The following is a 26,500-nucleotide window of genomic DNA, read 5'->3' on the forward strand; positions in this document are numbered from 1 at the left end:
AGACACCGTCCGCTCGCTCGGGACACCGGCAAGCAGCGAACCCGCGCGGCGAAGGATGAGCGTTGGAGGGCCCGCCAGCGCGAACCGGCGGGCCGGCGCCCTCGCCGTTCCTCAGTCGGGCGGCGGAGCAACTTCGCGAAGCTATGGCGAGTTGCTGGCCGAACAGCTCCGGTTGCCTGGCTGGATCAATCGACCAAGCCTGCAACTCGAGCCGCGGCCCCAAGCCCCGGCAGCCCCTGCGCCTCTACGTCGACCAACTCATTCAGACCCGCTTCCAAGTCCAACACGATATCGAGAAGCAGAGCCGTCGCCACTGGGTCTGTCGTTTCCTGCGCCATCAATCGAAAGCGCTCGACCTCGTGCCAGCGCTCCTTCCACTCGCTGTTAGTCATGGCTCCCCCATGCGCTGATCCCCCAGCGGGCATGGGTATTGGTTCCTCAAACTGTGAAATTATTGCGGCGAGATGGGACATGGTTACTGTCCCACCCCCGCCGCCGTTGGGAACCGGGGGGGCAAGGTGAGCGCGGGACAGAAGTTTGAACACCAGTTTGTCGAAAGGCGCTTGAACGAAAAGCAATCCAAGCTGGAGATATTGGTCATCTAGTTCGCAAACAAAGTGCAGCGCGACACGGCTATTAGACTCGTCAACGTGAACCTGAGGTCGTCCAGGCGTTGAACCGAATTGACGCGCCGGCCGACCAATTATTTGGTTTCCAGCGGACCACCTTAGAATGAGGTGCCCGATGTCAAAGGCAAAAGAGCTTGCCGACCGAGCCCGAGCGTTTGAAAAACGCGCTGCGGAGGCGATCGATCTTTTGTCACGGGAGAACACTATCGTGAGATGGCCGCTCACTACCGCGCGCTTTCCATCGAGCATCGCGAAACCGAACAATTGCAAAAGCTTTCCCAAGCTGGATTTGAACAGCTGGCAAAGAGGAGTAGCACCCCCTCATTTCAAAATGCTGATAGGCCAACCTTTCAGCGCGCTATGGCGGTGGGCATAGTGCTCTGCGTCGCTTTTGTCGCGGTCAGCTTCTCACTGCGGCCGCAGCCGGCTGACGATCGCGTGCTGGTAAAGGCGGATCGCCTGATGCGGACCGCGGGCGATCCACACAAGGCGAGATAGTCTGCCCCAATAATCGGCGAGGTTGCTCGTTGGAGAGGCGCCAGCCAGCGGGAACTGGCGGACCTGATGGACTAGTTTGGGCCTCGCCGACACTCAAACTACGCGACAAGTGAACTCCGTCGAAAGACCCCGGCGATTTGTGGCATAGGTAGGAAATGCCACGAACGACGCTTGCAGTCATCATCGATCATCTCCGAGCGCGCGGTCCTGCGAGGCTGCAATAGCGTGCTCAATGACAGATCAGACGTTGTGGGCCGATTGACCGCAAGCTGGTCCACCGGTCGATCTTCCGCTGATCCCAGAGCCGCAGGATGTCCTTGAAGTGTTCGTCGTCGGGATGTGGAGCGACCGGATGGAGTGAATTCATCGCGGCGACGCGCCACCCCTGCAGCGGATCGTCATCGCTATTCCCAGCGACGCGGATTGCGCCGGCCCAGGTCGCGTTCCACGCGCCGCTCTGATCGCAGAGGAAGGCCATCAGGTGAGCGACGGCCTGTGCGGTTTGACCAGCTTCAAAATCCGACAGCTCGTCCCACAAGCGATGGATCTCTTCGTAGGCCGCGGTGTTCATGGCGCATCGCTCAAAGGTTCTTCGTGCGTGGCATGTACCGCATCGCGATGGTTGGGAGCAAATCGCCAGTCCGCCAACGGAGGATGACAATGTCGTAGTGGCCGGCGCGCCACACGCCAGACGATTTGTGGTGTGCGGTCCTGGAAACTCGCGACGTGCGGTCCAGGAAACCTTGAGTGATGCGCGGTCGATGTTAGGACACCCCGGGCGATACATTTTGTGATTTGGGGGCGGATATTGAAGAAGCGTCTGTTGTGCGGCGCCGCGGTCGCGGCGTTGCTGAGTGCCGGTACAGGACATGCCGCTGACGTCGCGGTCGCTCCAACCGCTAGCCGGTATAATTGGAATGGTTTCTATGGCGGCGTCGTCACCGGGGCGGTCTGGGGCCGCTTTAACACGCAGACCACGACGTCAGGCACTTTCCTGAGCCCAGAAGACATCGCGGCGGTGAATGCGGCCAGCGCTCAAACGATCAAGCCGACCGGTTTCGCGGCCGGCCTCGAAGGCGGCTACAATTGGCAGATCGGCAATTTCTTGCTGGGCATCGAAGCCGATCTGCAAGCAATGCATCTCAACGGCGTGGTCGATAAGGCCGCAGTTCCATCTGCGACCATGCCGGGCGACGTCTTCACCACCACCGACTACGGCAATACCGATTGGCTGTTCACTGCGCGGCCACGCATCGGTTTCGTGGCGCCCAACAACTGGCTCTTCTATGCCACGGGCGGCCTCGCCCTGACCCGGTTGCAAACCGACTTTACGTTTATTGATAGCTTCGGCATTGCGGAGGCAGGCCGGATCAACAAGCTTGTTGCCGGCTACGCGGTCGGCGGCGGCGTCGAGGCGCCCCTCACCGATCGGCTGAGCATCAAGGCCGACTATCTTCACGTCGCATTTCCCAGCGCGGCCAACGCTGAAATTGCGGCCATGGGCGTCCCTCCCAACCAAACCATTGGTCATTCGAGTTCGCTGTCGGCCGACATCGTTCGCGCCGGACTGAATTATCACTTCGGAGCGCCCGACCCGGCGCAGGGTAGCGCCCAGATGCTTCCACTCAAGGCGCCGCCCGTGTCGCCCACGCCGTCTGTCTTCACGAATTGGCAGTTCGAAGCCGGAGCGCGGCTATGGCTGAGCAACGGCCAGGAGCAGGAAGGCCCGCTGTTCAGTCCGCCCCCACTCGCTCTCCTCTCTCGCCTCACCTACGGGGGGCTGGAGGGTGTCTCCGGCGAAACATTCTTTAGAGCCGATCATGACAGCGGATTATTCATCAAGGGAAATTTGGGCGCTGGCGCACTTTCGAACGGCCAAATGAACGACGAGGACTTTCCGGCGTTTGCCGTCTATTCCAACACGCTGTCGAGCGCATCGGGACATTTGGCCTACGGAACGATTGACGTTGGCTACAATGTCTTCAACGCGCCGGGCGCCAAGCTTGGAGCGTTCGTCGGATACGATCGTTACAAGCAAGGCATCAACACTTACGGATGCACCCAAATTGCCGGCGACCCTGCTTGCTCACCCGCAGCTCCAGCGAACTTTATGGCTATCACCGAGTACGATCACTTTGACTCGGTGCGCATAGGCATGGTCTCTCAACTCATGCTCAGCGACCGGCTCAGGCTCACTGCGGAAGCCGCCTACCTGACCGCGGTGAACTACAACGGATTGGACAACCATCTATGGCGCCAGCTTCTGGGCCCCGACGCATCGAACAAGGGCAACGGGATGATGCTGGAGGCCATGCTTGACTACTACGTCACGCCCAACTGGACCGTCGGCGTCGGCGGCCGTTACTGGGCCTGGAATATGGATACCGGTACCGCGGGGTTCGACTTCCTCACCCTCCCGCCCACCCCTGCCGATGTTGAACCGTCGCGTTACAGCGCCGAACGCTACGGCGTGTTCGTGCAGACGTCCTACCATTGGGGCGAGACGAACGCGTCGAGGATTACGGCCATGCCAACCAAGGCGCCCGCCCTGCTCGCTGCGGGTACGGTGAATTGGACCGGCTTCTATGTCGGTGGGCATTTGGGTGGCGGCGTCAGCAACGCCGGGTGGTCCGACCCGTTCGGTTCGACCGTCGACCCCTTCGGCAACGTCAACGTCGCAGGATTTGGTGACAAGACCCGCGCGCCAGGCCCGCTCGGCGGCGGTCAGATCGGGATCAACTGGCAGACCGGCCATTGGGTGCTCGGTGGCGAAGTTGCAGTAAGCTGGGCGGACTTGCGCGGCGAGAACACCTGTTTCTCCGGCCTTGGCGGCATCAACTGCCAGCACATCGTCAACTCACTCGGCTCCGTGACCGGCCGGGTCGGCTATGCCTTCGACCGCTCGCTCGCCTACGTGAAGGCCGGCGGCGCCTGGACCGATACGAGCTACAATCTGCTTGGCGACACCCTTGCCCTCGCGCTGGGCAATGGCAGCACGCATGACACGGCGTGGGGCTGGACCGCCGGGGTCGGGCTCGAATACGCGCTCACCAATCGCTGGACCACGTTCGCCGAATACGACCATATCGGCCTGCCGTCCAGGAGCGTGCCGTTTCCGACTGTGGCCGTCGTCAGCGACGCCAATATCGTCGTCCGGCAATCTGTCGACCTGTTCAAGATGGGCGTGAACTACAAGTTCGACCTTGGTCCCGCGACCGCCATCGCCGCCAGGGACTAACACGAAGGACGAACACACTCAAAGCGGCGTCCGACGTCTCATCGAAGCAATTCGCCATACTGCCGCTTCGGCAGTATGGCGAACGCGAGCCGACACAAGCGAGATCGCTGCACCCACTCGCAATCAATGCCTTACGTGCTCGAACACGACAATCACGCCGGTCGGCTCGGGCTCGTGCGCCATCAGGCGCGTCAGGTCGGAATCGCTCCAGTCGGCGAGACTGACGACTTCGCTGGTCTGGCGGTCCGCGCCGACTGACGGGGTGGGCTCGAGGACTTTCAGTCCCATCTCGTCCACGAAGAACGTATGCTCTCCGAACATGCTGTTGAGCTGCGGCATGGCGGGATGCTCGTCGGGCAGCACCTGGGCGCCGAGCTGGTTGACGGTCTGCTTCACCTGTTCGGATGTGAGCTTCATGAGCTGCTCCGTTTCTGTCACGTCGGGTTTCATTGAGCTGAGCCGGAGCGAGCGTTCCCTGCGCCGTTGTTCGCCTGGCTCAACTCCCGAACGGGCGCTGCGCGCAAATGTTCCTGCAAAATGTATTTCGTGATCGCGCGTTGCATCTGCCGCGCCAGCGGCACGGGATCGCCACAGGATGTTCACGATCTGCTGCGGGTGGAGGAATCAAGCTTCGCCCTCGACGATCCGGATGTCGCGGTCGGCGCCATCTCCGCCTGGCTCGCATACGCTGCCCTGGCGCTTATTCGCTCCGGTTTTCGCCGACCGAGAGCGCGCAGATGCGTGACAGATATGTGTAGGGCAGGCCGGTCTCCTCGGCCCAGGCGTTGAACTGCGCCTGCACCTTGGCGAGATCGCCCTTGGACTTGACCTCCTCTGCGATATCAAGGCCGGCATCGCGCAGGCAGGCGACGACGTCCCTGGAGGTGACGAAACCGTCCCAGCCAACGAAGCGCAGCAGCATCTGGCCGGTGTTGCCGCCGAGGCGGCTGCCGCGCTTGGTCAGGAGACCGAGCAGGCCGATCTCGTCGGACGATGGCCACTTCGCCAGAAACTTGCCGAAGCTACCGTGCTCCTTCGCGATCTCCTGGACGAAGGCGGCGTTGTCGCGCACCGACATGATCTTGGCACCGTTGCGCACGATGCGCGCGTCGCGCAGCAGGCTCTCCCAATAGTCCTCGGGCTGGAAGGTGAGCTTGGCTGGCTGGAAGCGCAGGAAGGCATCTTCAAAACCGTCCCATTTGTTGTCGATCACGCTCCAGGCGAAGCCCGCGCAAAACACCCGCTTTGTCATTTCCGCGAGAACGCGGTCGTCGCCGAGCTTCGCCAGCCGCTTCAGGTCGGGCCTTGCCGGCATCAGTTTTTCCAGGGCCTTGGGCCCGCCCTTGCGTTTCTCGGCGCGGGCTCGAATGGTTTTGAACGAGGTCATGCGAATACCCGCGTTGAAGATGCACCAACGTCACCAGAATTCGATGGTCCGGTCCAGTCCTGCGATGATCGACGCAAAGAAGCGGCGGCGCCGGTCCGCTGTTTGCTGTGTAGGATTCTGGAATTCCCCGAGATTTCAATCTCGTGAACGAATCTTCAGCGCGCTGCGTGGTCGTGACCGATCTGCATGACCTGCTGCCTTACGCTGCTCAGCGCCCTGTGCCGTGCGTCACACTCGGGAGAGTGAAGGCACCTCTTCGGGCATGATCGCCTGCAGGCCGCCGAAACGACGCTCGCGACCGTGGAAGGAAGCCAGGGCCGCCGCGAGATCGCCCGCGTCGAATTCGGGCCACATCCGCTCGGTGAAGTGCAGCTCGGCATAGGCGCCTTCCCAGAGCAGGAAGTCCGACAGCCGCTTCTCGCCGCTGGTGCGGATGATGAGATCGACGTCGCGAAGTGCGGCCTCGCCGGTGACGAGTTGCGAGAATGCCTCGCGGGTGAGGCTGGTCAGCGCGGCCGCCTTTGCCGCGGCGTTGAGGATGGCGTCGCGCGCCGAATAGTCGACGGCAATGCGCAGGTGAAGCGTGCTGCCGTGAGCAGTGGCGTCTTCGGCGCGCGCGATCGCATTGGCGATGCCGTCCGGCAGCCGGTCGCGGCGGCCGATCACGGTGAGGCGCACGCCATTCTTCACCAGGCTCTGGACTTCGTTGGCGAGGTAGAAGCGCAGCAAGGTCATCAGCGCGGCGACCTCGGCTTTCGGCCGGCGCCAATTGTCGGTGGAGAAGGCGTAGAGCGTCAGCGTGCCGATGCCCTGCTTGGGCGCGGCCTCGACGATGCGCCGGATCGTCTCGACGCCGGCCTCGTGGCCGCGCACGCGCGACTGGCCGCGGCGCGTTGCCCATCGTCCGTTGCCGTCCATGATGATGCCGACATGAAGCTTGTCGTCGCACGAGGTGACAGCACTTTGCATGGCAAAGTCTCCGGTCAAAAAAGGGGAGGATCAGGTCGAGACGATACCGAGGCGGCCAAGCGGCGGCGCCTCGCGGCCAGCGGCCTTGGCGGCGTCGCGCACCAGCCGCTCGAGCACGGCGAGATAGTCGAGGAAGCGACGGCGGCCGGCCTTGGTCAGGCGGCAAGTCGTGTGCGGACGATTGCCCTCATAGCCTTTGGTCACCTCCACGAGACCGGCTTCCTGGAGCACAGCGAGATGCCGGCTGAGATTGCCGTCGGTGAGGCCGCAGAGCTGCTTGAGATCGGCAAACGCCAGGCCCTTGGGGTGCGCCATCAGCGAGGTCAGGAGCCCGAGCCTCGCCTTCTCGTGGATCACGCGGTCGAGCCCTTCGTATGAGAACGGCGCGCTGTCAGTCTTCGACATCATTGTCTCCGGACGCGAAATACAGAATGGCCGCCATCACCGACTGGCCGATCACGAAAGGCAGGCCCATGGTCCATGGCGACAGAGTGTGGGTTTGGCTCGCCAGCACCACGACCGCAAAACCCGAAACGAAGTACCAGGCGCCTGCTAGCGCGACAGTGCGCGGCAACGAGCGGATCGAGGCGAAGAGGCCGAGCGACACCAGGATCTGCCACAGGCCCGGCAACAGCCACAGCGTCTCGGCTGCGAACTTCCACATCACCACCGCAAGCAGCACGCCGGCAACGCCGGCAGGGAGGAACTGCTCGACCGCCTGGTGGATCATCGCGTCCGCAAGACCCGAGTGATGGCGGCGCGATCGCAAGCGCATCTCGATGCCGATCATCAACCCGGAGAGCGAGGCGGCAATGAACCAACCGAGAAAGAAACCGAGTGGCTCGCCGGTGGGATCGCCGAGCAGCCAGAATTGCAGGATCGCCGTGATCAGAGCGACGACGCCGGTCGCAGCCATGGTCGCCGGGCCATAGCCGCGGAACGCCGTGCCCGCCGCAATCTGGCTGCGGATCGCCACGATGTCCGCCAGTGCCTTGTCGAGATCGCGCATTGGCAACGCCAAAACCTCGCTCCGCCCGTGTTTTCGGATTGCTTGCCCCGTCACTTTGTATTGCAAAGCATATAGCACGGCAAAGCAAAGGCAAGCCCGAAAGCCGCCCCGAGGAGTCCGATCTGGATCAGAACAACTGCCGGTTGCGCGGCGCCTCCTCCCACAGATATGATGGGCCCAAAAGCGTTCCGGGGGGCAGATATGCGGCTTAAGTCATTTGTCGTTGCGTCCTTGTTGCAGGTGAGTGTCGTCGGAGTAGCGCATGCGGCCGGGCCGTTCGGCTCCGTCAATGTCGGCAACTGGATCGGCGGCGCCTTCAGCAACGACCAGACCGGCGCCTTCTCCCATTGCGCCGCGACGGCGCCTTACGCCAACGGCGTCATTCTCGTCGTCGGCCAGAATGCTGCCGGTTCATGGATATTGAGCTTTGCGAGTCCCAGCTATAGCTTCAAGCAGGGCGAGAACGCCGCGATCGACGTCATCTTTGACGGACAGGAACAGGCCAGGCTGTTTGCCACCGCCAATCAGCCGAACATGCTCACCTCCGTCATGCCCGCCAACGTCGTACGCACGTTTCAAAAGGCAAGCCTGATGGTCGCAACGAGCGGCCGCACCGTCCTGAATTTCGATTTGTCCTCGACCGGCCCCGTGATCGCTGCGCTGGCCAATTGCGTCACCAGAGTCAAAGCCGACGGGCTCAGCAAGGCCGGTGATTTCACCAAGGTTGCCGCCAAGCCGCAGGCCGCGCCGGACAAGCAGGGCTCACCGCCGGCCGGCCGCAAATCTGCCAGAACCAAGAGCGGCACCGGCTGTGTTGTGAGCGCCAACGGGCACATCGTCACGAACAATCATGTGATTGACGGTTGCGTCGGCGAGATCAAGGGCAACCTCACCGGCGAGGCCGCGATGGTGTTGCGCGTCGTGTCGAGCGACGCCAACAATGACCTCGCCTTGTTGCAGGCGCCGGCGACGACGACATTTAAGGACTTTGCGCGGATCCGCGACCGTTCGATCCGCTCCGGCGATTCCATCATCGCGATCGGCTTCCCTTTCCACGGGCTGCTGACTTCGGACTTCACCGTGACGACAGGCATCGTGAGCTCGCTCAGCGGCTTGCGAAACGACTCGCGCTTCTTGCAAATCAGCGCCGCGGTACAGCCCGGCAATAGCGGCGGCCCGCTGTTTGACACCACCGGACAGATCGTAGGCGTGGTCACGGGCAAACTTGACGGATTACGGATCGCCGCAGCAACCGGCAACATTCCTGAGAACATAAACTTCGCCATCAAAACGGGCGCGCTGCGAGACTTTCTCGACAATTCCGTGGTGCCCTACCAGACCGCGGAGCCAAAGGGCGAGCTCAAGACCACCGACATCGCGGGCAACGCGCGGCCGTATACGATGCTGATCTCGTGCAACAGCACGGAGCAGGCCGACGCGAAACGGTGAACGCTAGACGCGGAGGATACGCTGCTGCGTCAATCTCCGCTGTCATTCCCCGCCACCGGGTCTCGCCTTCGGCGAGCCCGATGACAGGCTCCGGCGGAGAATCCAGTACGCCGCGGCCTATCGATCGACCGATACCGTCTCGGAGTACTGGATCGCCCGGTCAAGCCGGGCGATGACACCGTTAGCGCCCCCTCACTCGCGACAGCACGCCCCCTTCGCCGCCTGTGGCTCGTATTGGTCGCGCAGGCGCACCCAGTCCATCGGATAGGGCAGGCCCTGCTCGTGGCGGCCGAGCGGGGTGAGGTCGAGGTACTGATAGGCGGCATTCATCATGTCGAGACCGCGGGCGAAGCAGGAATAGGTGTGGAAGATCTCGCCGGTCTCGCTGCGGAAGAACACGCTGATGCCGGGCAGCTCCGGGCCATAGAACGGCGTGGTGCCGAAATTGTACTTCGGCACGCCCTTGTCGATCTGCTCGCGCGTGAACGAGACCTCGTAGTCGTAATTGAAGTCGTTGCTCCCCGACGAGACCCAGTCGAAGGTCCAGCCCATCCGCTTCTTGAAGCCCTCGAGCTTTGCGACAGGTGCCAGCGAAATCGCTACCATCGTGGTGTCGCGCGCGGCGAGATGCGGCACCATGCGCTCAAAACCGTCGGCCCAGAACGAGCAGCTCTTGCAGGCGGCCTCCCAGTCGGGCGCGAACATCACGTGCTGGACAACGAGCTGCGGGCGACCCTTGAAGAGATCGCCAAGCGTCACCTTGCCGTTCGGCCCGTCGAACAAATAGTTCTTGTCGACTTTCACCCAGGGTAATGCGCGGCGCTCCTCGGCGAGGCGCTCTCGCGCCTGGCTAAGCTCCTTCTCATGCGCCAGATGGATTTTTCGAGCTGCAATCCATTGCTCGCGCGAGACGATCTGATGTTGCTGCATATTGCTCTCCTCTAACGGAAATCAGCCGACGAAGGCGTCGAGCCTGTCGAAGAACGAGCTCCAGCCGCGCTGGTGATTGTCGCGGGCGGTCTCGTCGAAGAACTGAGCGTGATGGAAGACCATCAGCGTGCCGGCGCCATCTGGCTTCAGCGAGATCGTCACCAGCGATTCGCGCTCCGGCGTCGAATGCCAGGCCCAGGTGAAGACCAGCCGCTCGTTCGGCACGACTTCACGATAGGTGCCGCCCGCCTCGAAATACTCACCGTCGTCGCGGGTGAAGCTGATGCGATAGCGCCCGCCGGTGCGAACGTCGAGTTCGGCGTTCAACGTCGCCGGCTTCATGTTCGGCGGCCCGAACCATTGCATTAGCTGCTCGGCTTGCGTCCAGGCGGCGTAGACCTTTTCGGGCCGCGCGCGGAGCCGGCGCGTGAGCGTGAGGCTTGGACGTTCGATTGGCGGGGCGGCTGTGCGAGGATCGGTGTTGACGGCTGCGTTGGCCATGGATTCTCCTCCACAAAGGCGGCAAGACGGTCGAGATTGTCGGACCAGAACTGCGCGTAACGATTGAGCCAGTTCATCGCTTGCTCCATCGGCTGCGCGGTGAGCCGGCAAGAGACCGTGCGCCCGGTCTTCTCCCGCACGATCAGGCCCGCATCCCTGAGCACGTCGAGATGCTTCATGATCGCCGGCAGCGAGACCGGAAACGGCGCGGCCAGCTCGCTCACCGACAGGCTGTCCCGCTCGCCGAGGCGCGCTAGCAGTTCGCGCCTCGTCGGATCGGACAACGCCGCAAAGGTCCGGTCGAGTGTCTCGTCCTGATACTTAACCATGTGGTTTAGTATAGACGCGAGCGAGACGAGGTCAAGCAAAGACCCGGGCACGTCGAACTGCACGACTGCGTGATCAGGCAGCGGTCAATATGGAGCGCGAGACCCGGTTAGTGCCGTGGAACATGCCGACCGCGCAGTACCGGCTGAGGCTGTGGCCGCGTGACCATGTAGGCTGGATTCTGTGCGCAAAACCCCTTGCGGCCGGACGCGCTCAGCAGACACTGCTCGCGGGTTTGATAGGAGCAGTCGCCGGGATAGCCGTATTCCGAATCCTGAATGCACCACGCGTAATCATAGTCCGCACGCGCCGGGCCACCGCCAGCGAGCCACAGAAGGGCTGTCGTGCCCAGCACAAATTGCGCCTTGCGCATGACCGACCTCCCATGTTCGCCGCGCGAGATGCGACCTCACAGTGAGAAAGGTTTGCGGAGCCAATTTATTCCGGAGCGCCCCCGCGAAAAATCCGCCACCGAGGCGGCGATGGCTCCGTGGAGCGCGAGCTCAACTAGTACGGCGCGACGGGCCGGGTGCGGCGATGCACCCGCGGCTGCGGCCGCGGCTCCTGGCCATAGGCGTAGTACATCGGGTTGGGACCGCAGTACAGCAGGCGGCCGGAAACACTGGCCTGGCATTGCTCATAGGTGCTGTAAGCGCATTCGCCGGGATAGTCGTACTCGCCGCCCTGCGCGCACCAGGGATAGTCGCGCGCGGCAGCAGGAGTGACCGTGGCGAACCCGGCAAGGACCGTCGCTCCCAGCGTCAGCAGGGCCAATCGCGTCTTGCGCATGATCCCAACTCCTCTCTCCATGGCGCGAGATACGGCGCCACATATGATCAGGTTTCGTCGCGGCCTTTTATTCCAGATCAACGGAACTGACCACGCAGGAAAAAAGCCCTGCCGGACGGCAGGGCTCCATTCCCGATCATCACAAGATCGCTACTCGACCTTCAGGCCGGCGAACTCGACGACCTTCTTCCACTTGGCGGTCTCGGCCTCGATCTCCTTGCCGAACGCCTCCGGCGTCAGCACCAGCGGATCACCGCCGAGCTCGACCAGACGCTTGGTCATATCGGGCTCCTTCATGAGCGTGTTGATCTCATTGTTGAGCTTGGCGATCATCTCCTTTGGCATGTTCTTCGGCCCGCCGATGCCGAACAGCGCGCTCGCCTCGTAGTCCTTCACGGTCTCGCCGATCGGGGGCACGTCAGGCAGCTGCGGCGAGCGCTGGGCGGTGGTGACGCCGAGCGCGCGCAAAGAGCCGGAGCGGATGTGCTGGATGATCGAGGGCATGTTGTCGAAGATCACCTGCACCTGGCCGCCGAGCATGTCGGTGATCGCGGGGGCCGCACCACGATAGGGCACGTGCTGCATCTTGCAGCCGGTCATCGCCATGAACATCTCGCCGGACAGATGCACCGAGGTGCCGTTGCCGGAGGAAGCCATGTTCACCTTGCCGGGGTTGGCCTTCACATATTCGATGAACTCGGCGACGGTCTTCGCGGGCACATCCTTGTTGACGGTCATCACGTTCGGCACGCGCTGGAATGCGGCGATCGGCGCGATGTCGCGGACGAAGTTGAACTTGAGGTTCGCGTAAAGCGTGGCGTTGATGTAGTTGGCCGGATTGACCAGCAGCACGGTGTAGCCGTCGGGCTCGGCATTGACGACGGATTCGGTACCGATATTGTTGCCGGCGCCCGGCTTGTTCTCGACCACGAATTGCTGGCCGAGCCGTTCCGACAGCCGCTGTCCGATCAGCCGGGCCAGAATGTCGGTGGCGCCGCCCGGCGGATAGCCGACCACGAACTTCACCGGCCGTGACGGATAGTCGGCGGCGAATGCCCTGGACAGCGGGCTGGCTGCAAGCGGACTGGCGGCGAGCAGGCCCAGCGCGGTACGGCGAGTGATCATCTGAAGGGTTCTCCCAACGTGTTGTTCTTGAAGGCCAGAAATCTTGAATGTGGCGTCGAGGCGGTTGTAACAAAGCTCGTCAAAGGCGGATAGTGCGCGGGGCGCATCACGACGAAAGGATAAGGCATGACGGTCAAGGTCAAGGCCCTCGATCATCTCGTGATCAACGTCGCCGACGTCGCGGCTACCGCCGAGTGGTATCGCAAGATCCTCGGCATGGAAGTCAAGGTGTTCGACCCCGGCGGCGGCAAAGCGCCGCGGACTTCTCTTCAGTTCGGTAACCAAAAGATCAACGTCCGGCCGCGCGACGCCGACAAGGTGGAGTGGTTCACCGCCGACCACCAGACCGCCGGCAGCGAGGACCTGTGCTTCCTCACCTCTGCTGCGCCCGACGAGGTGGTGGCGCATTTGAAGGCACATGGCGTCGCGATCGAGGAAGGCCCGATTCCCAAGCAGGGCGCCCGCGGCACGCTGCGCTCGGTCTATTGCAGGGATCCGGACGGCAGCCTGATCGAGATCTCGTCGTACGAGGATTGAGGCGCACAGGGTCCGCTGCCGACTCCACCGTCATTGCGAGCGGAGCGACGCAATCCAGACGGTCCCTGCGGCAACAACCTAGATTGCTTCGTCGCATCAGCGCAAAATTGCTACGCAATTTTGTCGCGAGCTCCTCGCAATGACGGAGGAGAATACGCCGCATGCGCCCCGCGATTTGCTCTCCGCGCCAACCGATGGCAGGAAGACGCAATAATCCAAAGGCGGCCGCCATCAAGATGCAGGCTGCATGGGAGGACGTATGCCTATTCAACAGACCGCCGCCGGAATCGTAGGCCCCTTCGATGGGCTCGACGTGCCCTGGCTGCTGAAGATGCGGGCCGAGGTGCGCCGCGATCATCCGTTCCTGATCTGGGCACCGTTCGACGCGCCGGCGCGGCACTGGAGCTATGGCGAATTTCACGAGCGGGTCGGCGCGCTCGCGGCGGGGCTCACCAAACGCGGCGTGAAGCCGGGTGAATATGTGCTCATTCATCTCGACAATTGCATCGAGGCATTGCTCGCCTGGTTTGCCTGCGTCGAGCTCGGCGCCATCGCGGTGACCACCAACACCCGCTCCGCACCCGCTGAGATCGAATATTTTGCCGATCACTGCGGCGCGGTGGCCGCGATCACGCAGCCGGCCTATGCGGGAATCGTCGCGCAGAACTGCCGCAACATTCGCTGGATGGCGGTGACCTCGCACGATGCCGGCGCAGCACCTGCGCAAGCAGTCTCGCGCGGCGACAGTTTTGAGTCGTTGTTCGCCGACAGCGCCGACCGGCCGCGACGCGCAACCGATCCGTTCGCGCCATGCAGCGTGCAGTACACGTCAGGCACGACATCGCGCCCGAAAGCGGTGCTCTGGACCCACGCCAACGCGCTGTGGGGCGCCAAGATCAATGCCGCGCATGAGGACCTGCACGCAAGCGACGTGCACCAGACCTATCTGCCGCTGTTCCACACCAATGCGCTGGCCTATTCGATGCTGGCGACGCTGTGGGTCGGGGCGACCTGCGTGATCCAGCCGCGCTTCTCCGCAAGCCGGTTCTGGCGCGCCGCGCGCGAGCACGGCTCGACCTGGACCTCGACTATACCGTTCTGCATGAAGGCGCTGCTCGAGCAGGAGATCCCGAAAGATCACAAATTCCGCCTGTGGGGCTCCGCCATCAACGAGCCGCCGGCGTTTGCCGCCTTCGGCGTCAAGATTATCGGCTGGTGGGGCATGACCGAGACCATCACCCACGGCATCATCGGCGAGGTCGACCAGCCCAACATTCCGATGTCCATCGGACGCGCCGCGCCGGAATATCAGATCCGCATCACCGACGATGACGGACAGCCGACCGCGGTCGGCGACACCGGCAATCTCTCGATCAAGGGCATTCCCGGCCTGTCGCTGTTCGCCGAATATCTGCACAACGAGAAGGCAACGCGCGAAAGTTTCGATGAGCACGGCTTCTTCGTCACCGGCGATCGCGTCGTCCGGCTGGAGAACGGCTTCATCAGGTTCGGCGACCGCGCCAAGGACATGCTGAAGGTCGGCGGCGAGAACGTCGCGGCCTCCGAGATCGAGCAGGTGATCGCGGTCGTTCCCGGCGTGCGCGAGGCCGCGGTGGTGGCGAAGAAACATCCGATGCTGGATGAGGTCCCGGTCGTGTTCATCATCCCGCATGGCGGCGTCGCCGGCGCGCGGCCCGATCTGCACGACAGCGTGATGGCGGCCTGCCGCAAAGGCCTTGCCGACTTCAAGGTGCCGCGCGAGATCAGGCTCGTCGACGACATGCCGCGCTCGACGCTGGAGAAGGTGGCGAAGGCGGAGTTAAGGAAGATGGTGGGGTAAGCACGGTGCCGTAGGGTGGGCAAAAGGCGCACAGCGCCGTGCCCACCATCTTTCCGCAGAGACAAAGGCGGTGGGCACGCTTCGCTTTGCCCACCCTATGCACTCCCGACTAGGCCACCTCGAACCTGATCGGCAACTTCTTCGGGCCGTTGACGAAATACGCCTGCGTCATCTTCACGTCGCCGTCGAGCGACACCGATTTCAGCCGCGGCAGAAGCTCTTCGAACAGGATGCGCATCTCGAGCTTTGCGAGATACTGGCCAAGGCAGAGATGGGCGCCATAGCCGAAGGCGACGTGGCGGTTCGGCTTGCGGTCGCTCCTGAACCGGTACGGCTCCTCGAACACCTCCTCGTCGCGATTGCCCGAGGCGTAGCACAACATCAGCCAGTCGCCCTTCCTGATCTTGCGCCCGCCGAGCTCGGTATCCGCCGTCGCCGCGCGCATGAAATGTTTTACGGGCGTCATCCAGCGGATCGCTTCGTCAACGAGGCCCGGGATCAATTCCGGATTGGCCTTGACCCTGGCGAACTCGGCAGGGTCCTTCGCCAAAGCCCAGATCGCGCCGGCGGTCGAGGATGAGGTGGTGTCGTGCCCGGCGGTTGCGACGATCATGTAGTAGCTGGTCGCGTCATGCTCCGGCATGTAGTCGCCACCAATCTTCGCATTCGCAATGACGGTGGCGAGATCGTCGCGCGGATTGGCGCGACGGTCCTCGGTGATCTTGCGGAAGTAGGCGGAAAAATCCTGCACCACCGCCTGCATCATCATCGAGAACTGCTCGGCGGAAAGCTGCTCCTTGATGCGCGCCGTGTCGGGATCCTGGGGGCCGAACAGCTCCTGCGTCAGGCGCAGCATGCGCCGCTCGTCGGCTTCGGGAACGCCGAGGATTTCCATGATGACATGCAGGGGATAGCCGAGCGCGACATCCTCGACGAAGTCGCAGGCGCCGCCCCGCGCAAGCATGCGCGCCACCGTGGCGCGTGCGATCTCGCGGACACGCGGCTCGAACTTGCCGAGATTGGCGGGCATGAACCAGCCTTGGGTCAGCGCGCGGTATTTTGGATGATCCGGCGCATCCATCTGCACCAGCGAGCGCACCAGGTTCGGCCCGCCGGTGATCTTTCGCACGCGCTCCTCGACCGAGCGCGTCGTCAGCGTGGTCGGACGGTCGGCATTGTGAAACAGCTCGTTCTGCCGGCTGATGCTTTGGATATGCGCGTGCTTGGTGACGACCCAGAACGGATCAAAGCCTTCCGGGCGAGCAATGCCGAGCGGATTATTCGCGCGCAGCCAGCGATAGGTGTCGTGGATACGGTCATCGGCATAGGCCGCCGGATTGACCAGGGTCGCCGCGATATCGGCGGGGATGTCGGGATCGCCGCTCAAAGCCGTCGCATTCATGCGTTTGCCCCAGCTCCAGCTTGGCTCGCCTAGCTAACCCGGCCAGGACGTGTGAGGCTTGCGTCTAACGGCTGGGCAGAGCGCTCAGAATGACCCCAGCGCCACGGGCCGGAACGCCTGCAGCAGCTGTTGATCCAGCTTGCCGCCCATGCCTTCCATCATCGTGAAGGCACGCGAGTGGGTGAAGGGCATGCGGTAGGCGCGCCTCTCCACCAGGGCGGCGTAGATGTCGACAATCGTCGTCAGCCGCACGATGTCGCTGATCTGGTTCGACGACAGGCCGTTCGGATAGCCGCTGCCGTCGAGGAATTCGTGGTGATGCAGCACGACGTCGAGCATCTCCGGCGGGAAGCCGCCCTGCTCGGCGAGCGCCTCATAGCCGCGACGCGGATGCTCGCGGACCTCGGCCATCTCCTCGTCGGTGAGCTTGCCCGGCTTGTCGAGCAGCGCGGAGGGAACGAAGGCCTTGCCGACATCGTGCAGCAGCGCGGCGCGGGTCAGCCGGCGCTGGTCGTCCTCGCGCATGCCGAGATGCTGCGCGAAGGCGACGGCAAAGCCGGTGACGAACAGGCAGTGCCGGTAGCTGCCGACGTGGTGACAGCCGACCGTGGTGAGCCATTCGCGCAGCGAGGAGTGCTTGATAGCTTTCAGGATCTTGCTCTCGGAGGCGATGACGTCGTCGAAGGTCAGGGGCACGCCGAGCGGCAGCTTCTCGAACATCTTCGTCAGCACCGCATGCGCCGCCTCGACGCCGCGATTGAGCGTCTTGCCGCGATCGGTCGCATCATAGGTGGCGGTGTCGGGGAACGCGGCGCGAATGCGCTGCAGAATCGCGTCGGGCTGAAACGGTCGCGAAATCGTATCGGTGGCGCCCAGCGCCCAGGCTTGCATGGTGCCGTGGTGCAAGGCGTCTGCCAGCACGAACAGCCGCGGCATCGAGCTATAGGCGTCGGCGCGCAGCTTGTTGCGCACGCGCTGCACGCTTTCGGGCGAGCGCAGGTTGATGTCGACCACGATGCCGGAGAGATCGCGCGACGGCTGCTCGGGAATGTCATGGGTCGCGACCGTCGAGACGTCACCGACCGCCTTCAGGATGCTGGCGAGCTCGCTGCTCGCATCACCCTGGTCGGAAGCGAGCAGAAGCCTGCGTTTGGCTGTGGGTTTGGCTGAGGCGTTCATGGCTTCCCCAAAAACACGGGAGTGTATTTGGCGTCAGCCTAAGCCTGATCAGGTTCTCCGGGCCTTAAGAGGCGTGCTCAATGGAACCCTGCGGAATTGGGCGCAATTTTACGGATTTGCCTGCGCAGCCCGCTCCCATCAAAACCGCGAAAACAACCCCATGCAAAGTAGCCCGGCCATTGATGACAAAGGGGATTTTGAGCTCTGAAGTCTCAACGCCGTCGTCGCCCGCCTTGTGCGCAATTGCGTGCTGGGGCGGGCGATCCAGTACTCCGAGACGGCAGTGTTGAATCGATAGGCCGCGGCGTACTGGATGCCCCGCCGGAGCCTGTCATCGGGCTCGCCGAAGGCGAGACCCGGTGGCGGGGCATGACAGCGAATATGGAGATGCAGAGCACGACGAAAAATCCGCCGGAGGTTGCCCTCCGGCGGATCATTTCACGTCACGATCTCAGCCCGGTTTACGCCTTCATCGCCCCCTTCACGGCTTCAGCCGTGATCGGCAGCGCCCGCACCCGGGCGCCGGAGGCGTTAAAGATGGCATTGCCGATCGCGGGGGCGACGACCGTCACCGCGGGCTCGCCGACGCCGGTGGCCTTCTCGCCATTCGCGATCACGGCAACCGCGACCTCCGGCACCTGGCTCATGCGCAAGGGCTTGTAGCTGTCGAAGTTGGTCTGTTCGATGCCACCGTCCTTGAGCGTTGCCTTCTCGTACAACGCCAGTGACAGGCCCCACAGCGCCGCGCCCTCGACCTGGGCATGGATGTTGTCGGGATGGACCTGCGTGCCGACGTCGGTTGCGACCGTGAGTTTCTTCACCGTCACCTCGCCCGACGGCGCCACTGCGACATGGGCGACGCAGGCCGTCCAGCTCGCGGTTGCGCGTTCCTGCGACGAGACACAGGCGACGCCCATGCCCTCGCCTTTCGGCAACTGCTTGGTGCCGTAGCCGGAGAGCCCCATCGCGGCGAGCAGCGTGTTGCGCAGCCGCTGCGCGCCGCCGTCGTTCTTGCCCTTGCCGTCGAGCAATGCGATGCGGAACTGCGCCGGGTCCTTGCCGGTCGCAGCCGCGATCTCGTCGATCATGCTTTCGACCGCCCAGAAGGTCCAGCCCGGCGCCACCGAGCGGAGCTGCCCCGACGGCGTGGCGTTGTGCGCGAGCTCGTTCTTGATCGCGCGCACATAATGGTTGGGCACGGTGTAGAAGAAGTCCGCACCGTTCACCGTGAAGGAGTCGAGCGGGCCCTTCTTGTCGACCGAAGGCGTGAGGAAATCAGGAATTCCCCAGCGCGCGGTCGGCCAGGCCGAGACCACGTCGTGACTGAGTGCAACGAGCTTGCCGTCGCCGTCCACGCCGGCCTTTACCTTTTGATAGGTGAGCGGACGCGAGAAATCCATCGTCATGTCGTTCTCGCGCGTGTAGATCACCTTCACCGGCTTGCCGATGGCCTTCGCCGCCTGCACGGCCGGCACCATCATGTCGGCATCGAGCCTGCGGCCGAAACCGCCGCCGAGCCACATCTGGTGCATGACCACGAACTTCGGATCGATCCCGGCAGCGCCCGCCGCGATCGCACCGGAGCGCGTCGCGAACTGGTTGCCGGAATAGATGTGCAGGATGTCGCCCTTGAACTCCGCGGTGGCGTTCATCGGCTCCATCGGCGCGTGGATGTTGATGCTGGTGGTGTACTCCGCCTCCAGCACCTTTGCGGCCGAACCAAACGCAGCCGCGGGATCGCCATCCTTGACGAAGAACTGGCCGGAATCATCCAAGCCCTGCAGCCGTTTTGCCTCATCAAGCAGCGACTGGCTCGACAGCTTTGCGTTCGGCCCGCCGTCATAGCTGACCTTCAGCGCCGCCGCGGCCTTCTTCGCGTTGGCATAGGTGTTGGCCACCGCGACCACCCAGCCCGACGTGGTCTGGGTCTTGTCGTCGAGAGTGACGGCCTTGATGAAGCCCGGCACCTTCTTCGCGTCGCTGTCGTCGACGGATTTCACCGTGGCGCCGAAGCGCACCGGCGGCGTGACCACCGCGCCATAGGCCATGCCCGGCAGCATCACGTCGATGCCGTACTTTGCCGTGCCGTTGGTCTTGGAGGGGATGTCGAGCTGCGGCACAGACACGCCGATCATGGTGTACTGATCCGGCGTCTTCAGCTTGATCGCCTTGAGCTCGTCCGGCGTGAAGGTCTTCGTCGCCTTGCCGCTCTTGACGATGTCGGCGAACGACATCTGCTTCTTCGATTTCGGATGCGAGATCACAGAATCGCGCACCACGAGCTCCGAGGCCGGCACGCCCATGGAAACGGCCGCAGCTTCCGTCAACGCCATGCGACCCGCGGCGCCTGCCCGGCTCATGGCGTCAAAATTCATCATGGTCGACCAGCTTCCGCCGGTGAGCTGCGCGCCCAGCACCGGGTCGTTGAACCTCGGATCGTTGGAGGCGAGCGAAACGCGCATGTCGCTCCATTTCGCGCCCAGCTCCTCGCAGACCATCTGCGCCATGGTGGAGGCGATGTGCTGGCCCATGTCGGCCTTGCCGCAGGTCACGGTGACCAGGCCATCGGGCGCGATCGCATACCACACGCTCGGCTCGAAATTGGCGGGCGCGGCAGCAAGCGCCTCACCGACGCCGGGCACGCCGGCATAGCCGAGCACGAGGCCGGTCGCGGCCGTGCCGACGAGGAAGGAACGGCGGCTGAGATCGGTCGTCTCAGGTGTGACGTTCTTCACGTGCTGATTCATGTGGGCCTCCGCTCGTTGCCGGAGGCGGATGCGGTACGCATCTCGGTTGCAGCGCGCATGATCGCCTTCTGGATCCGCGAATAGGTCATGCAACGGCAGAGATTGCCGTCCATATGCGCCACGACCTCTTCCTTGGTCGGGTTGGGATTCTTCGCAAGCAGCGAGGCCGCCTGCATGATCTGCCCGGACTGGCAGTAGCCGCATTGCGGCACCTGCTCGGCGATCCACGCCTTCTGCAGCGGATGATCGCCCCTGGCGGAGAGACCTTCGATGGTCGTGATCTTCTTGCCGGCGACATCGCCGACCATGGTCTGGCACGAGCGCACGGCTTCGCCGTTGACGTGCACGGTGCAGGCGCCGCACAGCCCGGCTCCGCAGCCGAACTTGGTGCCGGTCATCTGCAATTGTTCGCGGATGGCCCAGAGGAGCGGCGTGTCGTTCGCCGCATCCACGGACAGACCCCGCCCGTTGATGGTGAGTGTTGGCATAGGCGTCTTCCCCTGCCGGTGCATGAAGCCGCTTACGGCGGCAACTTGTGTGGCGGACGCCCACCGGGCCGGCGCCAGCCTTGGCCGCGAGAATGATCAGGTTCATACGTCGTGGCAAATGCAATCTGGAATCGATCAAAACTATCTCGACATCTGCTCGTTGTGCGCCGCGAAAGCAGCCCTGACGCAGCGACTGGACGCAACAGATGGCACCAGACTTCGCGGCAGACATGCTTGCCATCGCGTTCAGGCAGTTTCTTCCAGGTAACCCGGCGGGCTAAGATCGACGCGAAACAACGACGAACAAAGAGGCGGGAGACATGCCAAGGATCGATCGGGACGGCGTCGGGATCTATTACGAAGTCCATGGCGAGGGCCCGCCATTGCTGCTGACGCACGGCTATTCCTCGACCTCGGCGATGTGGCATGGCCAGGTCGATGCGCTCGCCAAGGACCACAAGCTCATCTTGTGGGACATGCGGGGCCACGGCCAGTCCGATTATCCAGACGATCCCAAAGCCTATAGCGAAGCTCTGACCGTCGGCGACATGGCGGCGATCCTCGATGCGGTCGGCGCCGAGCGCGCGATCATCGGCGGGCTGTCGCTCGGCGGTTACATGTCGCTCGCCTTCACCCGCGCCCATCCGCAGCGCACCCGCGCGCTGCTGATCATCGACACCGGGCCGGGCTTCAAGAAGGACGACGCGCGCGAGGCCTGGAACACGCGCGCGCTCGCCACCGCCGACAAGCTGGATCACGAAGGCCTCGAGGTCCTGAAAGCGGCGACCCGCGAACGCGCCACCGCGAGCCATCGCAATGCCAAGGGATTGGCGCTTGCGGCGCGCGGCATGCTGACCCAGCGCGACGCGCGCGTGATGGAGCTATTGCCCGACATCAAGGTGCCGTCGCTGATCGTGGTCGGCGCCGACGACGCGCCGTTCCTGGCGGCGTCCGACTACATGGCCGCAAAGATCCCCGGCGCACAAAAGGTCGTGATCCCGGCCGCCGGCCACGCCGTCAATATCGATCAGCCACAGGCTTTTGTTGACGCGGTCCTGCCTTTCCTGAAGAACTTGCCGCGATAGGCTGGCCGGACAAGGACACAGGCAATGAAGCGAGCGAAGTTGGCTGCGGGTGTGGTGGCGACGCTTCTCTCTGCGTCTGTGCAGGCCGAGCCGTTTAACGCTGTGCCGCCTCGCAAGCCTTTCGTTGCGACATTGTCGAACAACACACCGCTTGCTTTCGGGATGGACGCCGAGCAGACCGCGCGCGCACTAGGGCAACCCCTGCAGTACGTTCGCGGGCGCCCGGGCAACGAGATCTACCTCGCCCTGCGCAACATCGGCGGCAGCAGACTGATCCCCTACCGCCATCGCCTGTTCCTGCAATTCCGCCACGGTCGACTGGCGGGATGGAAGGAGGACTACGGCGAGAACTGGATGTGGGAGTAGGACAGGACTCTCACCCCTCATGGTGAGGAGGCGCGAAGCGCCGTCCAGCAGACGATGCTATGCATCGCCGCGAGAACCATGAGGCCCCTCTATTACCTCTCGGCCTTCATCCTTCGAGACGCTTGCTGCGCAAGCTCCTCGGGATGAGGGGACAGAGTGCATCGAAGGTCAACCAAGAAGGACAACCCCCGTGGGACAAGACATCAAACTGACGGCCTCCGACAATTTTCAGCTCGGCGCCTATCGCGCTGATCCCGCAGGCGCCCCGAAGGGCGCAGTGGTGGTGATCCAGGAGATCTTTGGGGTCAATCACCACATCCGCGCGGTCTGCGACCGCCTCGCCGGGGAAGGCTATGTCGCGATCGCGCCGTCGATCTTCGACCGGACGTCGCCGAACTTCCAATCGGGCTATACGCCCGATGAGATCGCCGAGGCGCGCAAATTCGTCGCCAATCCCGATTGGGCGGCGATGCTGCGCGACACGCAAGCTGCGATTGATGCGGTGAAGAACGTCGGGCCGGTCGGCATCATCGGCTTTTGCCTAGGCGGCAGCGTCGCCTTTGCCGCCGCGACGCGGCTGTCGGGACTGAAGGCCGCCATCGGCTATTACGGCGGCGCGGTCGTGCGCTTCGCGGACGAGACGCCGAAGGCGCCGACGCAGCTGCATTTCGGTGAGAAGGACCACGGCATTCCCCTCACCGACGTCGAGACCATCAAGTCGAAGCGGCCGGATGTGGAGGTCTTCATCTACCCCGGCGCCCAGCATGGCTTCCACTGCGACGAGCGGCCGAGCTACGACAAGGCCAGCTCCGACATCGCCTGGCCGCGCAGCCTCGGCTTCTTCGCAGAGCATTTGAAGTAGCGCAGGGCTATCTCTCCGGTGTCATTCCGGGATGCGCCGACAGGCGCAGGCCCGGAATCCATCGTGCTTCCGAGTCGGTGGTGAAATGGATTCCGGGTTCGCGCTACGCGCGCCCCGGAATGACGGGGAGGAGAGAGAAATCTAGAACCAGCGCTCGCCGACGAACACGGTATCGCCGGGGCTCAAGGGTGTGCCGAGCGGCACGACGGCGCGCATGGAGCCGCCGGCTTCGGTGTGCGTGACGGTGACCACGTCGCGCTTGGCGCGGGGCGAGAAGCCGCCGGCGATCGCGACCGCGCTCTCGACCGTCAGGTTCGGCACGTAGGGGTATTGGCCGGGCGCCGTGACCTCGCCGAGAATGAAGAACGGGCGATAGGCCTCAACCTCGACGGCGACCGAGGGCTCGCGGATGTAGCCGTTGCGCAGGCGCGCGGCGATTTCGCCGGCAAGGCCCGCCGTGGTGCGGCCACGCGCCGGTACCGCGCCGATCAGCGGCATGGTGATCGAACCGCTGGCGTCGATGGCGTAGCTGTTGGTGAGTCCTTCCTGGCCGTAGACGACGACGCGAAGCTTGTCGCCGGCATCGAGATGGTAGCGAACCGGCGCAGCCATCGGCGCGCCGTAACCGACCGGCATGGGCGCAGGCGACGAGGCAAAGGAATTGCGCAGCGCGCCGACAGCGCCGCCGCCATTGGCGACGACAACCGGCTGCGGAGCGCTGTAGGGCTGGCCATAAGCCATGGAGTCGAGATCGGGGCGCGGCTGCACCATCGCGACGGGGCCGGCGGTCTGCATGCAGCCGCCAAGGACCAGCGCGGCGGACGCTGCCAAGATCGACCATCGAAACGCGCGTGCAACCGGCACTTGAGCTATCCCCGAAAACGAGACAGCTCCAGTCTTGCACTCGGTATGGTTAACAAAGGGTTTCGGAAGGGCCGCGCGGCAATGCGGGCGGCAGGGCGGCGCTAAATTGGCTTTAGAGAAGGAGGCCGCCCAAGTCGGCTTGCTTGCGACACTCTCAACGTCGTCATGCCCGGGCCTGTCCCGGGCATCCACGTTCTTGGTGCCGCGCGAACATCGTGGATGGCCGGGACAAGCCCGGCCATGACGATTTCGTGGTTGGATCAGGCGCTCACGCCAACCCCGATCGGGCAGGACACGCCGGTGCCGCCGAGGCCGCAATAACCGGCGGGATTCTTTGCCAGATATTGCTGATGGTAGTCCTCGGCGAAATAGAACGGGCCGGCGGGCGCGATCTCGGTGGTGATGGCGCCGAGACCCTTGGCGGCAAGCGCCTTCTGATAGAGCGCCTTCGACTCCTCAGCCGCCTTCTTCTGCGCGTCAGAATAAGTGTAGATCGCACTTCGGTACTGCGTGCCGACATCATTGCCCTGACGCATGCCCTGCGTCGGGTTGTGACTCTCCCAGAACGTCTTCAAGAGCTTCTCGTAGGAGATCTTCTTCGGATCGAACACGACCAGCACCACTTCGGTGTGGCCGGTGCGTCCCGAACAGGTCTCTTCATAGGTCGGGTTCGGCGTATGGCCGCCGGCATAGCCGACAGCGGTGGCGTAAACGCCATCGCCGAGCTCCCAGAATTTGCGCTCGGCGCCCCAGAAGCAGCCGAGGCCGAACACGGCCTGCTCGAGGCCTGCAGGATAAGGCGGCTGCAACTTCGCGCCGTTGACGAAATGAATGGTCGCGGTCGGAATGGCTTGCGCACGGCCCGGCAGCGCTTCGGCTGCGCTCGGCAATGCGGTGGTCTTGCGCATGAACAGCATGGACGGATCTCCGGGAACGAGCTGTCGAATCGCGTGAGCCGGGCGCTCAGGCGGCGTCCTCGCGATCAGTTGTGAATATAGGCATATACGCAGCAGGGGGCAGCCCTGTTACGGCTACTGTCAGCGCGAAGTTATTGTTTGAGCATGATCTCTTGGGAAAACCGCTGCGCACTTTGCGCCAACGCGGCCCTTCGGGTCCGGATCATGCTCAGTCCCGGGAATAGCCGATCAGGGGTTTGCGCGGGCGGAACAGGATCATCAGCAGGATACCCAGAATGCCGAGGACAACGAAAACCGGCTGATCCAGCACCAGGCGGATTACCGAAGTCCAGAGCCAGGGGGCCTTGGCCTCGACCCAGGTCCGGAATGCCGACTGGCTGGCCTGGTTGATGTCGTTCCAGAACTGGCCGAACCGGGTGAACCGCAGGGTCTGGTCGGCCACCCAGCGGGCGCCGTCATAGACCATGAAGATGAACCCGCCGGCGAGCAGCAACAGCCCAATCAGTCGGAAAAAGCCGCGGATCATGCCTCACCCTATATGGTCGTCCGAACGGACGACCCGAAAGACGCCGCCAGCCAATACCCGGAGGACGGCAGAAATTCAACCACTTCAGGGCGTTACGGAGCGCATCCAGCCCGCCTGGGACCCTTTTTCCGGGCCTGGAAAGCGTTGACGGTGCCGCAGACCCTCTCTATAAGGGCGCCAACTGGCGGTGGGCGAAATCCTGCCGCCGCTGTTCTTTGAGCAGTTGCAGGCTCTTCGAGCCTCAGAGATGGCCGCAAGTCCATCGCTCATGTTCCGGGGACAGCCTAGCAACTGAACACCCTAAATCCGAGCGTCGATTAAGCGGTCAAGCAGCCGGCGCTACCCGACCAAGACGCGACCGGTACCGCAAAGGACATTGAGACCATGGCCAATACCACTTCCGCCAAGAAAGCGACGCGCAAGATCGCCCGCCGCACCGCCGTCAACAAGTCGCGCCGCACCCAGATGCGCGGTGCCGTGCGTAACGTCGAAGAAGCCATCAAGACCGGTGATCGCGCCGCCGCCGTCAAGGCGCTGGCGAATGCCGAGCCCGCCCTGATGCGCGCCGCCCAGCGCAACATCATTCATAAGAACAATGCCAGCCGCAAAGTCTCGCGGCTCACCGCGCAGATCGCCAAGCTCGCCAAGTAATGGCGAACTGATCCGTCGATCGACGGATCGAACATCGCGCTCGTCAAATCAGCCCGGCATCGCGCCGGGCTTTTTTTATTGCCTGTCATATTCGCAAGAGCAGTCGCGCCACGGCCAATCGACGATTGGAAGATTTGCATCGCCGGCACCACGATGCGTCAGCCAGTTTTACCGCGGGTGATTTT

At 63.5% G+C, this 26,500-nt stretch carries 29 protein-coding genes; 9 read left to right on the forward strand and 20 right to left on the reverse strand.

Going from position 1 to position 26,500, the window contains the following annotated elements; all coding sequences use genetic code 11:
* Positions 1–185 precede the first annotated feature (185 nt).
* Positions 186–392: a hypothetical protein gene (locus AC630_RS36075; protein WP_143198578.1), complete on the reverse strand. Its 207-nt coding sequence runs from the start codon at positions 390–392 to the stop codon at positions 186–188.
* A gap of 450 nt (positions 393–842) precedes the next feature.
* Here AC630_RS36075 and AC630_RS44655 point away from each other — a divergent pair, with 450 nt between their 5' ends.
* Positions 843–1,127 (forward strand): hypothetical protein, encoded by a 285-nt coding sequence (locus AC630_RS44655; protein WP_143198579.1) that lies wholly within the window; start codon positions 843–845, stop codon positions 1,125–1,127.
* 229 nt (positions 1,128–1,356) lie between these two features.
* Here the strand turns inward: AC630_RS44655 and AC630_RS36080 are convergent, their stop codons facing one another.
* Complete coding sequence (locus tag AC630_RS36080) at positions 1,357–1,698, reverse strand: hypothetical protein (RefSeq protein ID WP_074123161.1); 342 nt, start codon at positions 1,696–1,698, stop codon at positions 1,357–1,359.
* A gap of 237 nt (positions 1,699–1,935) precedes the next feature.
* Here AC630_RS36080 and AC630_RS36085 point away from each other — a divergent pair, with 237 nt between their 5' ends.
* On the forward strand, positions 1,936–4,365 hold the full coding sequence (locus AC630_RS36085; protein ID WP_074123162.1) for an outer membrane beta-barrel protein: 2,430 nt from the start codon (positions 1,936–1,938) through the stop codon (positions 4,363–4,365).
* Between the two features lie 123 nt (positions 4,366–4,488).
* Here AC630_RS36085 and AC630_RS36090 read toward each other — a convergent pair whose 3' ends face one another.
* The 5 genes from AC630_RS36090 to AC630_RS36110 all read right to left on the reverse strand — a co-directional run bounded on the left by AC630_RS36090 (position 4,489) and on the right by AC630_RS36110 (position 7,730).
* Positions 4,489–4,782, reverse strand: coding sequence for a hypothetical protein (locus tag AC630_RS36090; protein ID WP_074123184.1), 294 nt, complete (start codon positions 4,780–4,782; stop codon positions 4,489–4,491).
* A gap of 283 nt (positions 4,783–5,065) precedes the next feature.
* A complete protein-coding gene (locus AC630_RS36095) occupies positions 5,066–5,752 on the reverse strand; it encodes a DNA-3-methyladenine glycosylase I (RefSeq protein ID WP_074123163.1) in 687 nt (228 codons plus the stop codon).
* Positions 5,753–5,980: 228 nt separating this feature from the next.
* Positions 5,981–6,721 carry a di-trans,poly-cis-decaprenylcistransferase gene (locus tag AC630_RS36100; protein WP_074123164.1) on the reverse strand — a complete coding sequence of 247 codons (741 nt, stop codon included), beginning with the start codon at positions 6,719–6,721 and terminating at the stop codon, positions 5,981–5,983.
* 30 nt (positions 6,722–6,751) lie between these two features.
* Positions 6,752–7,126: a winged helix-turn-helix domain-containing protein gene (locus AC630_RS36105; RefSeq protein ID WP_027542101.1), complete on the reverse strand. Its 375-nt coding sequence runs from the start codon at positions 7,124–7,126 to the stop codon at positions 6,752–6,754.
* Positions 7,113–7,730 (reverse strand): hypothetical protein, encoded by a 618-nt coding sequence (locus tag AC630_RS36110; protein WP_074123165.1) that lies wholly within the window; start codon positions 7,728–7,730, stop codon positions 7,113–7,115. Before AC630_RS36110 ends, AC630_RS36105 begins: the two co-directional genes overlap by 14 nt.
* Positions 7,731–7,931: 201 nt before the next feature.
* On the opposite strand from AC630_RS36110, the gene AC630_RS36115 reads away from it, so the two are divergent.
* Positions 7,932–9,179, forward strand: coding sequence for a S1C family serine protease (locus AC630_RS36115; RefSeq protein WP_074123166.1), 1,248 nt, complete (start codon positions 7,932–7,934; stop codon positions 9,177–9,179).
* Between the two features lie 192 nt (positions 9,180–9,371).
* On the opposite strand, the gene AC630_RS36120 is transcribed toward AC630_RS36115, so the two are convergent.
* From AC630_RS36120 to AC630_RS36145, 6 genes are all read right to left on the reverse strand, one after another.
* Positions 9,372–10,109 (reverse strand): DUF899 domain-containing protein, encoded by a 738-nt coding sequence (locus tag AC630_RS36120; RefSeq protein WP_074123167.1) that lies wholly within the window; start codon positions 10,107–10,109, stop codon positions 9,372–9,374.
* A 21-nt stretch (positions 10,110–10,130) separates the two neighbouring features.
* On the reverse strand, positions 10,131–10,475 hold the full coding sequence (locus AC630_RS36125) for an SRPBCC family protein (RefSeq protein WP_245330622.1): 345 nt from the start codon (positions 10,473–10,475) through the stop codon (positions 10,131–10,133).
* Positions 10,475–10,939: an ArsR/SmtB family transcription factor gene (locus AC630_RS36130; protein WP_074123168.1), complete on the reverse strand. Its 465-nt coding sequence runs from the start codon at positions 10,937–10,939 to the stop codon at positions 10,475–10,477. The genes AC630_RS36125 and AC630_RS36130 overlap by 1 nt, the downstream gene beginning before the upstream one ends.
* A 107-nt stretch (positions 10,940–11,046) precedes the next feature.
* Positions 11,047–11,310, reverse strand: coding sequence for a DUF3551 domain-containing protein (locus tag AC630_RS36135; RefSeq protein ID WP_074123169.1), 264 nt, complete (start codon positions 11,308–11,310; stop codon positions 11,047–11,049).
* A gap of 134 nt (positions 11,311–11,444) precedes the next feature.
* Entirely contained in the window at positions 11,445–11,726 is a 282-nt protein-coding gene (locus AC630_RS36140; protein WP_074123170.1) for a DUF3551 domain-containing protein, read from the reverse strand.
* A 150-nt stretch (positions 11,727–11,876) separates the two neighbouring features.
* A complete protein-coding gene (locus tag AC630_RS36145; RefSeq protein ID WP_074123171.1) occupies positions 11,877–12,851 on the reverse strand; it encodes a Bug family tripartite tricarboxylate transporter substrate binding protein in 975 nt (324 codons plus the stop codon).
* 126 nt (positions 12,852–12,977) lie between these two features.
* On the opposite strand from AC630_RS36145, the gene AC630_RS36150 reads away from it, so the two are divergent.
* The gene (locus AC630_RS36150; RefSeq protein WP_074123172.1) at positions 12,978–13,388 is read left to right on the forward strand and encodes a VOC family protein; all 411 of its coding nucleotides are present in this window, start codon (positions 12,978–12,980) and stop codon (positions 13,386–13,388) included.
* 259 nt (positions 13,389–13,647) lie between these two features.
* A complete protein-coding gene (locus AC630_RS36155) occupies positions 13,648–15,228 on the forward strand; it encodes an ATP-dependent acyl-CoA ligase (protein WP_074123173.1) in 1,581 nt (526 codons plus the stop codon).
* Positions 15,229–15,337: 109 nt separating this feature from the next.
* Here AC630_RS36155 and AC630_RS36160 read toward each other — a convergent pair whose 3' ends face one another.
* From AC630_RS36160 to AC630_RS36175, 4 genes are all read right to left on the reverse strand, one after another.
* Positions 15,338–16,630: a cytochrome P450 gene (locus AC630_RS36160; RefSeq protein ID WP_074123174.1), complete on the reverse strand. Its 1,293-nt coding sequence runs from the start codon at positions 16,628–16,630 to the stop codon at positions 15,338–15,340.
* Between the two features lie 84 nt (positions 16,631–16,714).
* On the reverse strand, positions 16,715–17,809 hold the full coding sequence (locus tag AC630_RS36165; protein ID WP_074123175.1) for an HD-GYP domain-containing protein: 1,095 nt from the start codon (positions 17,807–17,809) through the stop codon (positions 16,715–16,717).
* Positions 17,810–18,270: 461 nt separating this feature from the next.
* Entirely contained in the window at positions 18,271–20,556 is a 2,286-nt protein-coding gene (locus AC630_RS36170) for a xanthine dehydrogenase family protein molybdopterin-binding subunit (RefSeq protein ID WP_074123176.1), read from the reverse strand.
* Complete coding sequence (locus AC630_RS36175) at positions 20,553–21,044, reverse strand: (2Fe-2S)-binding protein (RefSeq protein ID WP_074123177.1); 492 nt, start codon at positions 21,042–21,044, stop codon at positions 20,553–20,555. The genes AC630_RS36170 and AC630_RS36175 overlap by 4 nt, the downstream gene beginning before the upstream one ends.
* A 320-nt stretch (positions 21,045–21,364) precedes the next feature.
* Between AC630_RS36175 and AC630_RS36180 the strand changes: the two genes are divergently transcribed.
* From AC630_RS36180 to AC630_RS36190, 3 genes are all read left to right on the forward strand, one after another.
* Positions 21,365–22,129: an alpha/beta fold hydrolase gene (locus AC630_RS36180; protein ID WP_074123178.1), complete on the forward strand. Its 765-nt coding sequence runs from the start codon at positions 21,365–21,367 to the stop codon at positions 22,127–22,129.
* 24 nt (positions 22,130–22,153) lie between these two features.
* Positions 22,154–22,495, forward strand: a complete 342-nt coding sequence (locus AC630_RS36185) for a hypothetical protein (protein ID WP_074123179.1) — start codon at positions 22,154–22,156, stop codon at positions 22,493–22,495.
* 190 nt (positions 22,496–22,685) lie between these two features.
* Positions 22,686–23,357 carry a dienelactone hydrolase family protein gene (locus AC630_RS36190; protein WP_074123180.1) on the forward strand — a complete coding sequence of 224 codons (672 nt, stop codon included), beginning with the start codon at positions 22,686–22,688 and terminating at the stop codon, positions 23,355–23,357.
* Positions 23,358–23,498: 141 nt separating this feature from the next.
* On the opposite strand, the gene AC630_RS36195 is transcribed toward AC630_RS36190, so the two are convergent.
* The 3 genes from AC630_RS36195 to AC630_RS36205 all read right to left on the reverse strand — a co-directional run bounded on the left by AC630_RS36195 (position 23,499) and on the right by AC630_RS36205 (position 25,664).
* On the reverse strand, positions 23,499–24,221 hold the full coding sequence (locus AC630_RS36195; RefSeq protein ID WP_074123181.1) for a polysaccharide biosynthesis/export family protein: 723 nt from the start codon (positions 24,219–24,221) through the stop codon (positions 23,499–23,501).
* Positions 24,222–24,481: 260 nt separating this feature from the next.
* Positions 24,482–25,138, reverse strand: a complete 657-nt coding sequence (gene msrA / locus AC630_RS36200) for a peptide-methionine (S)-S-oxide reductase MsrA (protein ID WP_074123182.1) — start codon at positions 25,136–25,138, stop codon at positions 24,482–24,484.
* A gap of 208 nt (positions 25,139–25,346) precedes the next feature.
* Entirely contained in the window at positions 25,347–25,664 is a 318-nt protein-coding gene (locus tag AC630_RS36205; protein WP_074123183.1) for a hypothetical protein, read from the reverse strand.
* A 384-nt stretch (positions 25,665–26,048) separates the two neighbouring features.
* On the opposite strand from AC630_RS36205, the gene rpsT reads away from it, so the two are divergent.
* The gene (rpsT, locus tag AC630_RS36210; protein WP_011083654.1) at positions 26,049–26,315 is read left to right on the forward strand and encodes a 30S ribosomal protein S20; all 267 of its coding nucleotides are present in this window, start codon (positions 26,049–26,051) and stop codon (positions 26,313–26,315) included.
* The last annotated feature ends 185 nt before the right edge of the window (positions 26,316–26,500 follow it).

Source organism: Bradyrhizobium sp. AS23.2, from assembly GCF_001908185.1.
Taxonomy (GTDB): domain Bacteria; phylum Pseudomonadota; class Alphaproteobacteria; order Rhizobiales; family Xanthobacteraceae; genus Bradyrhizobium.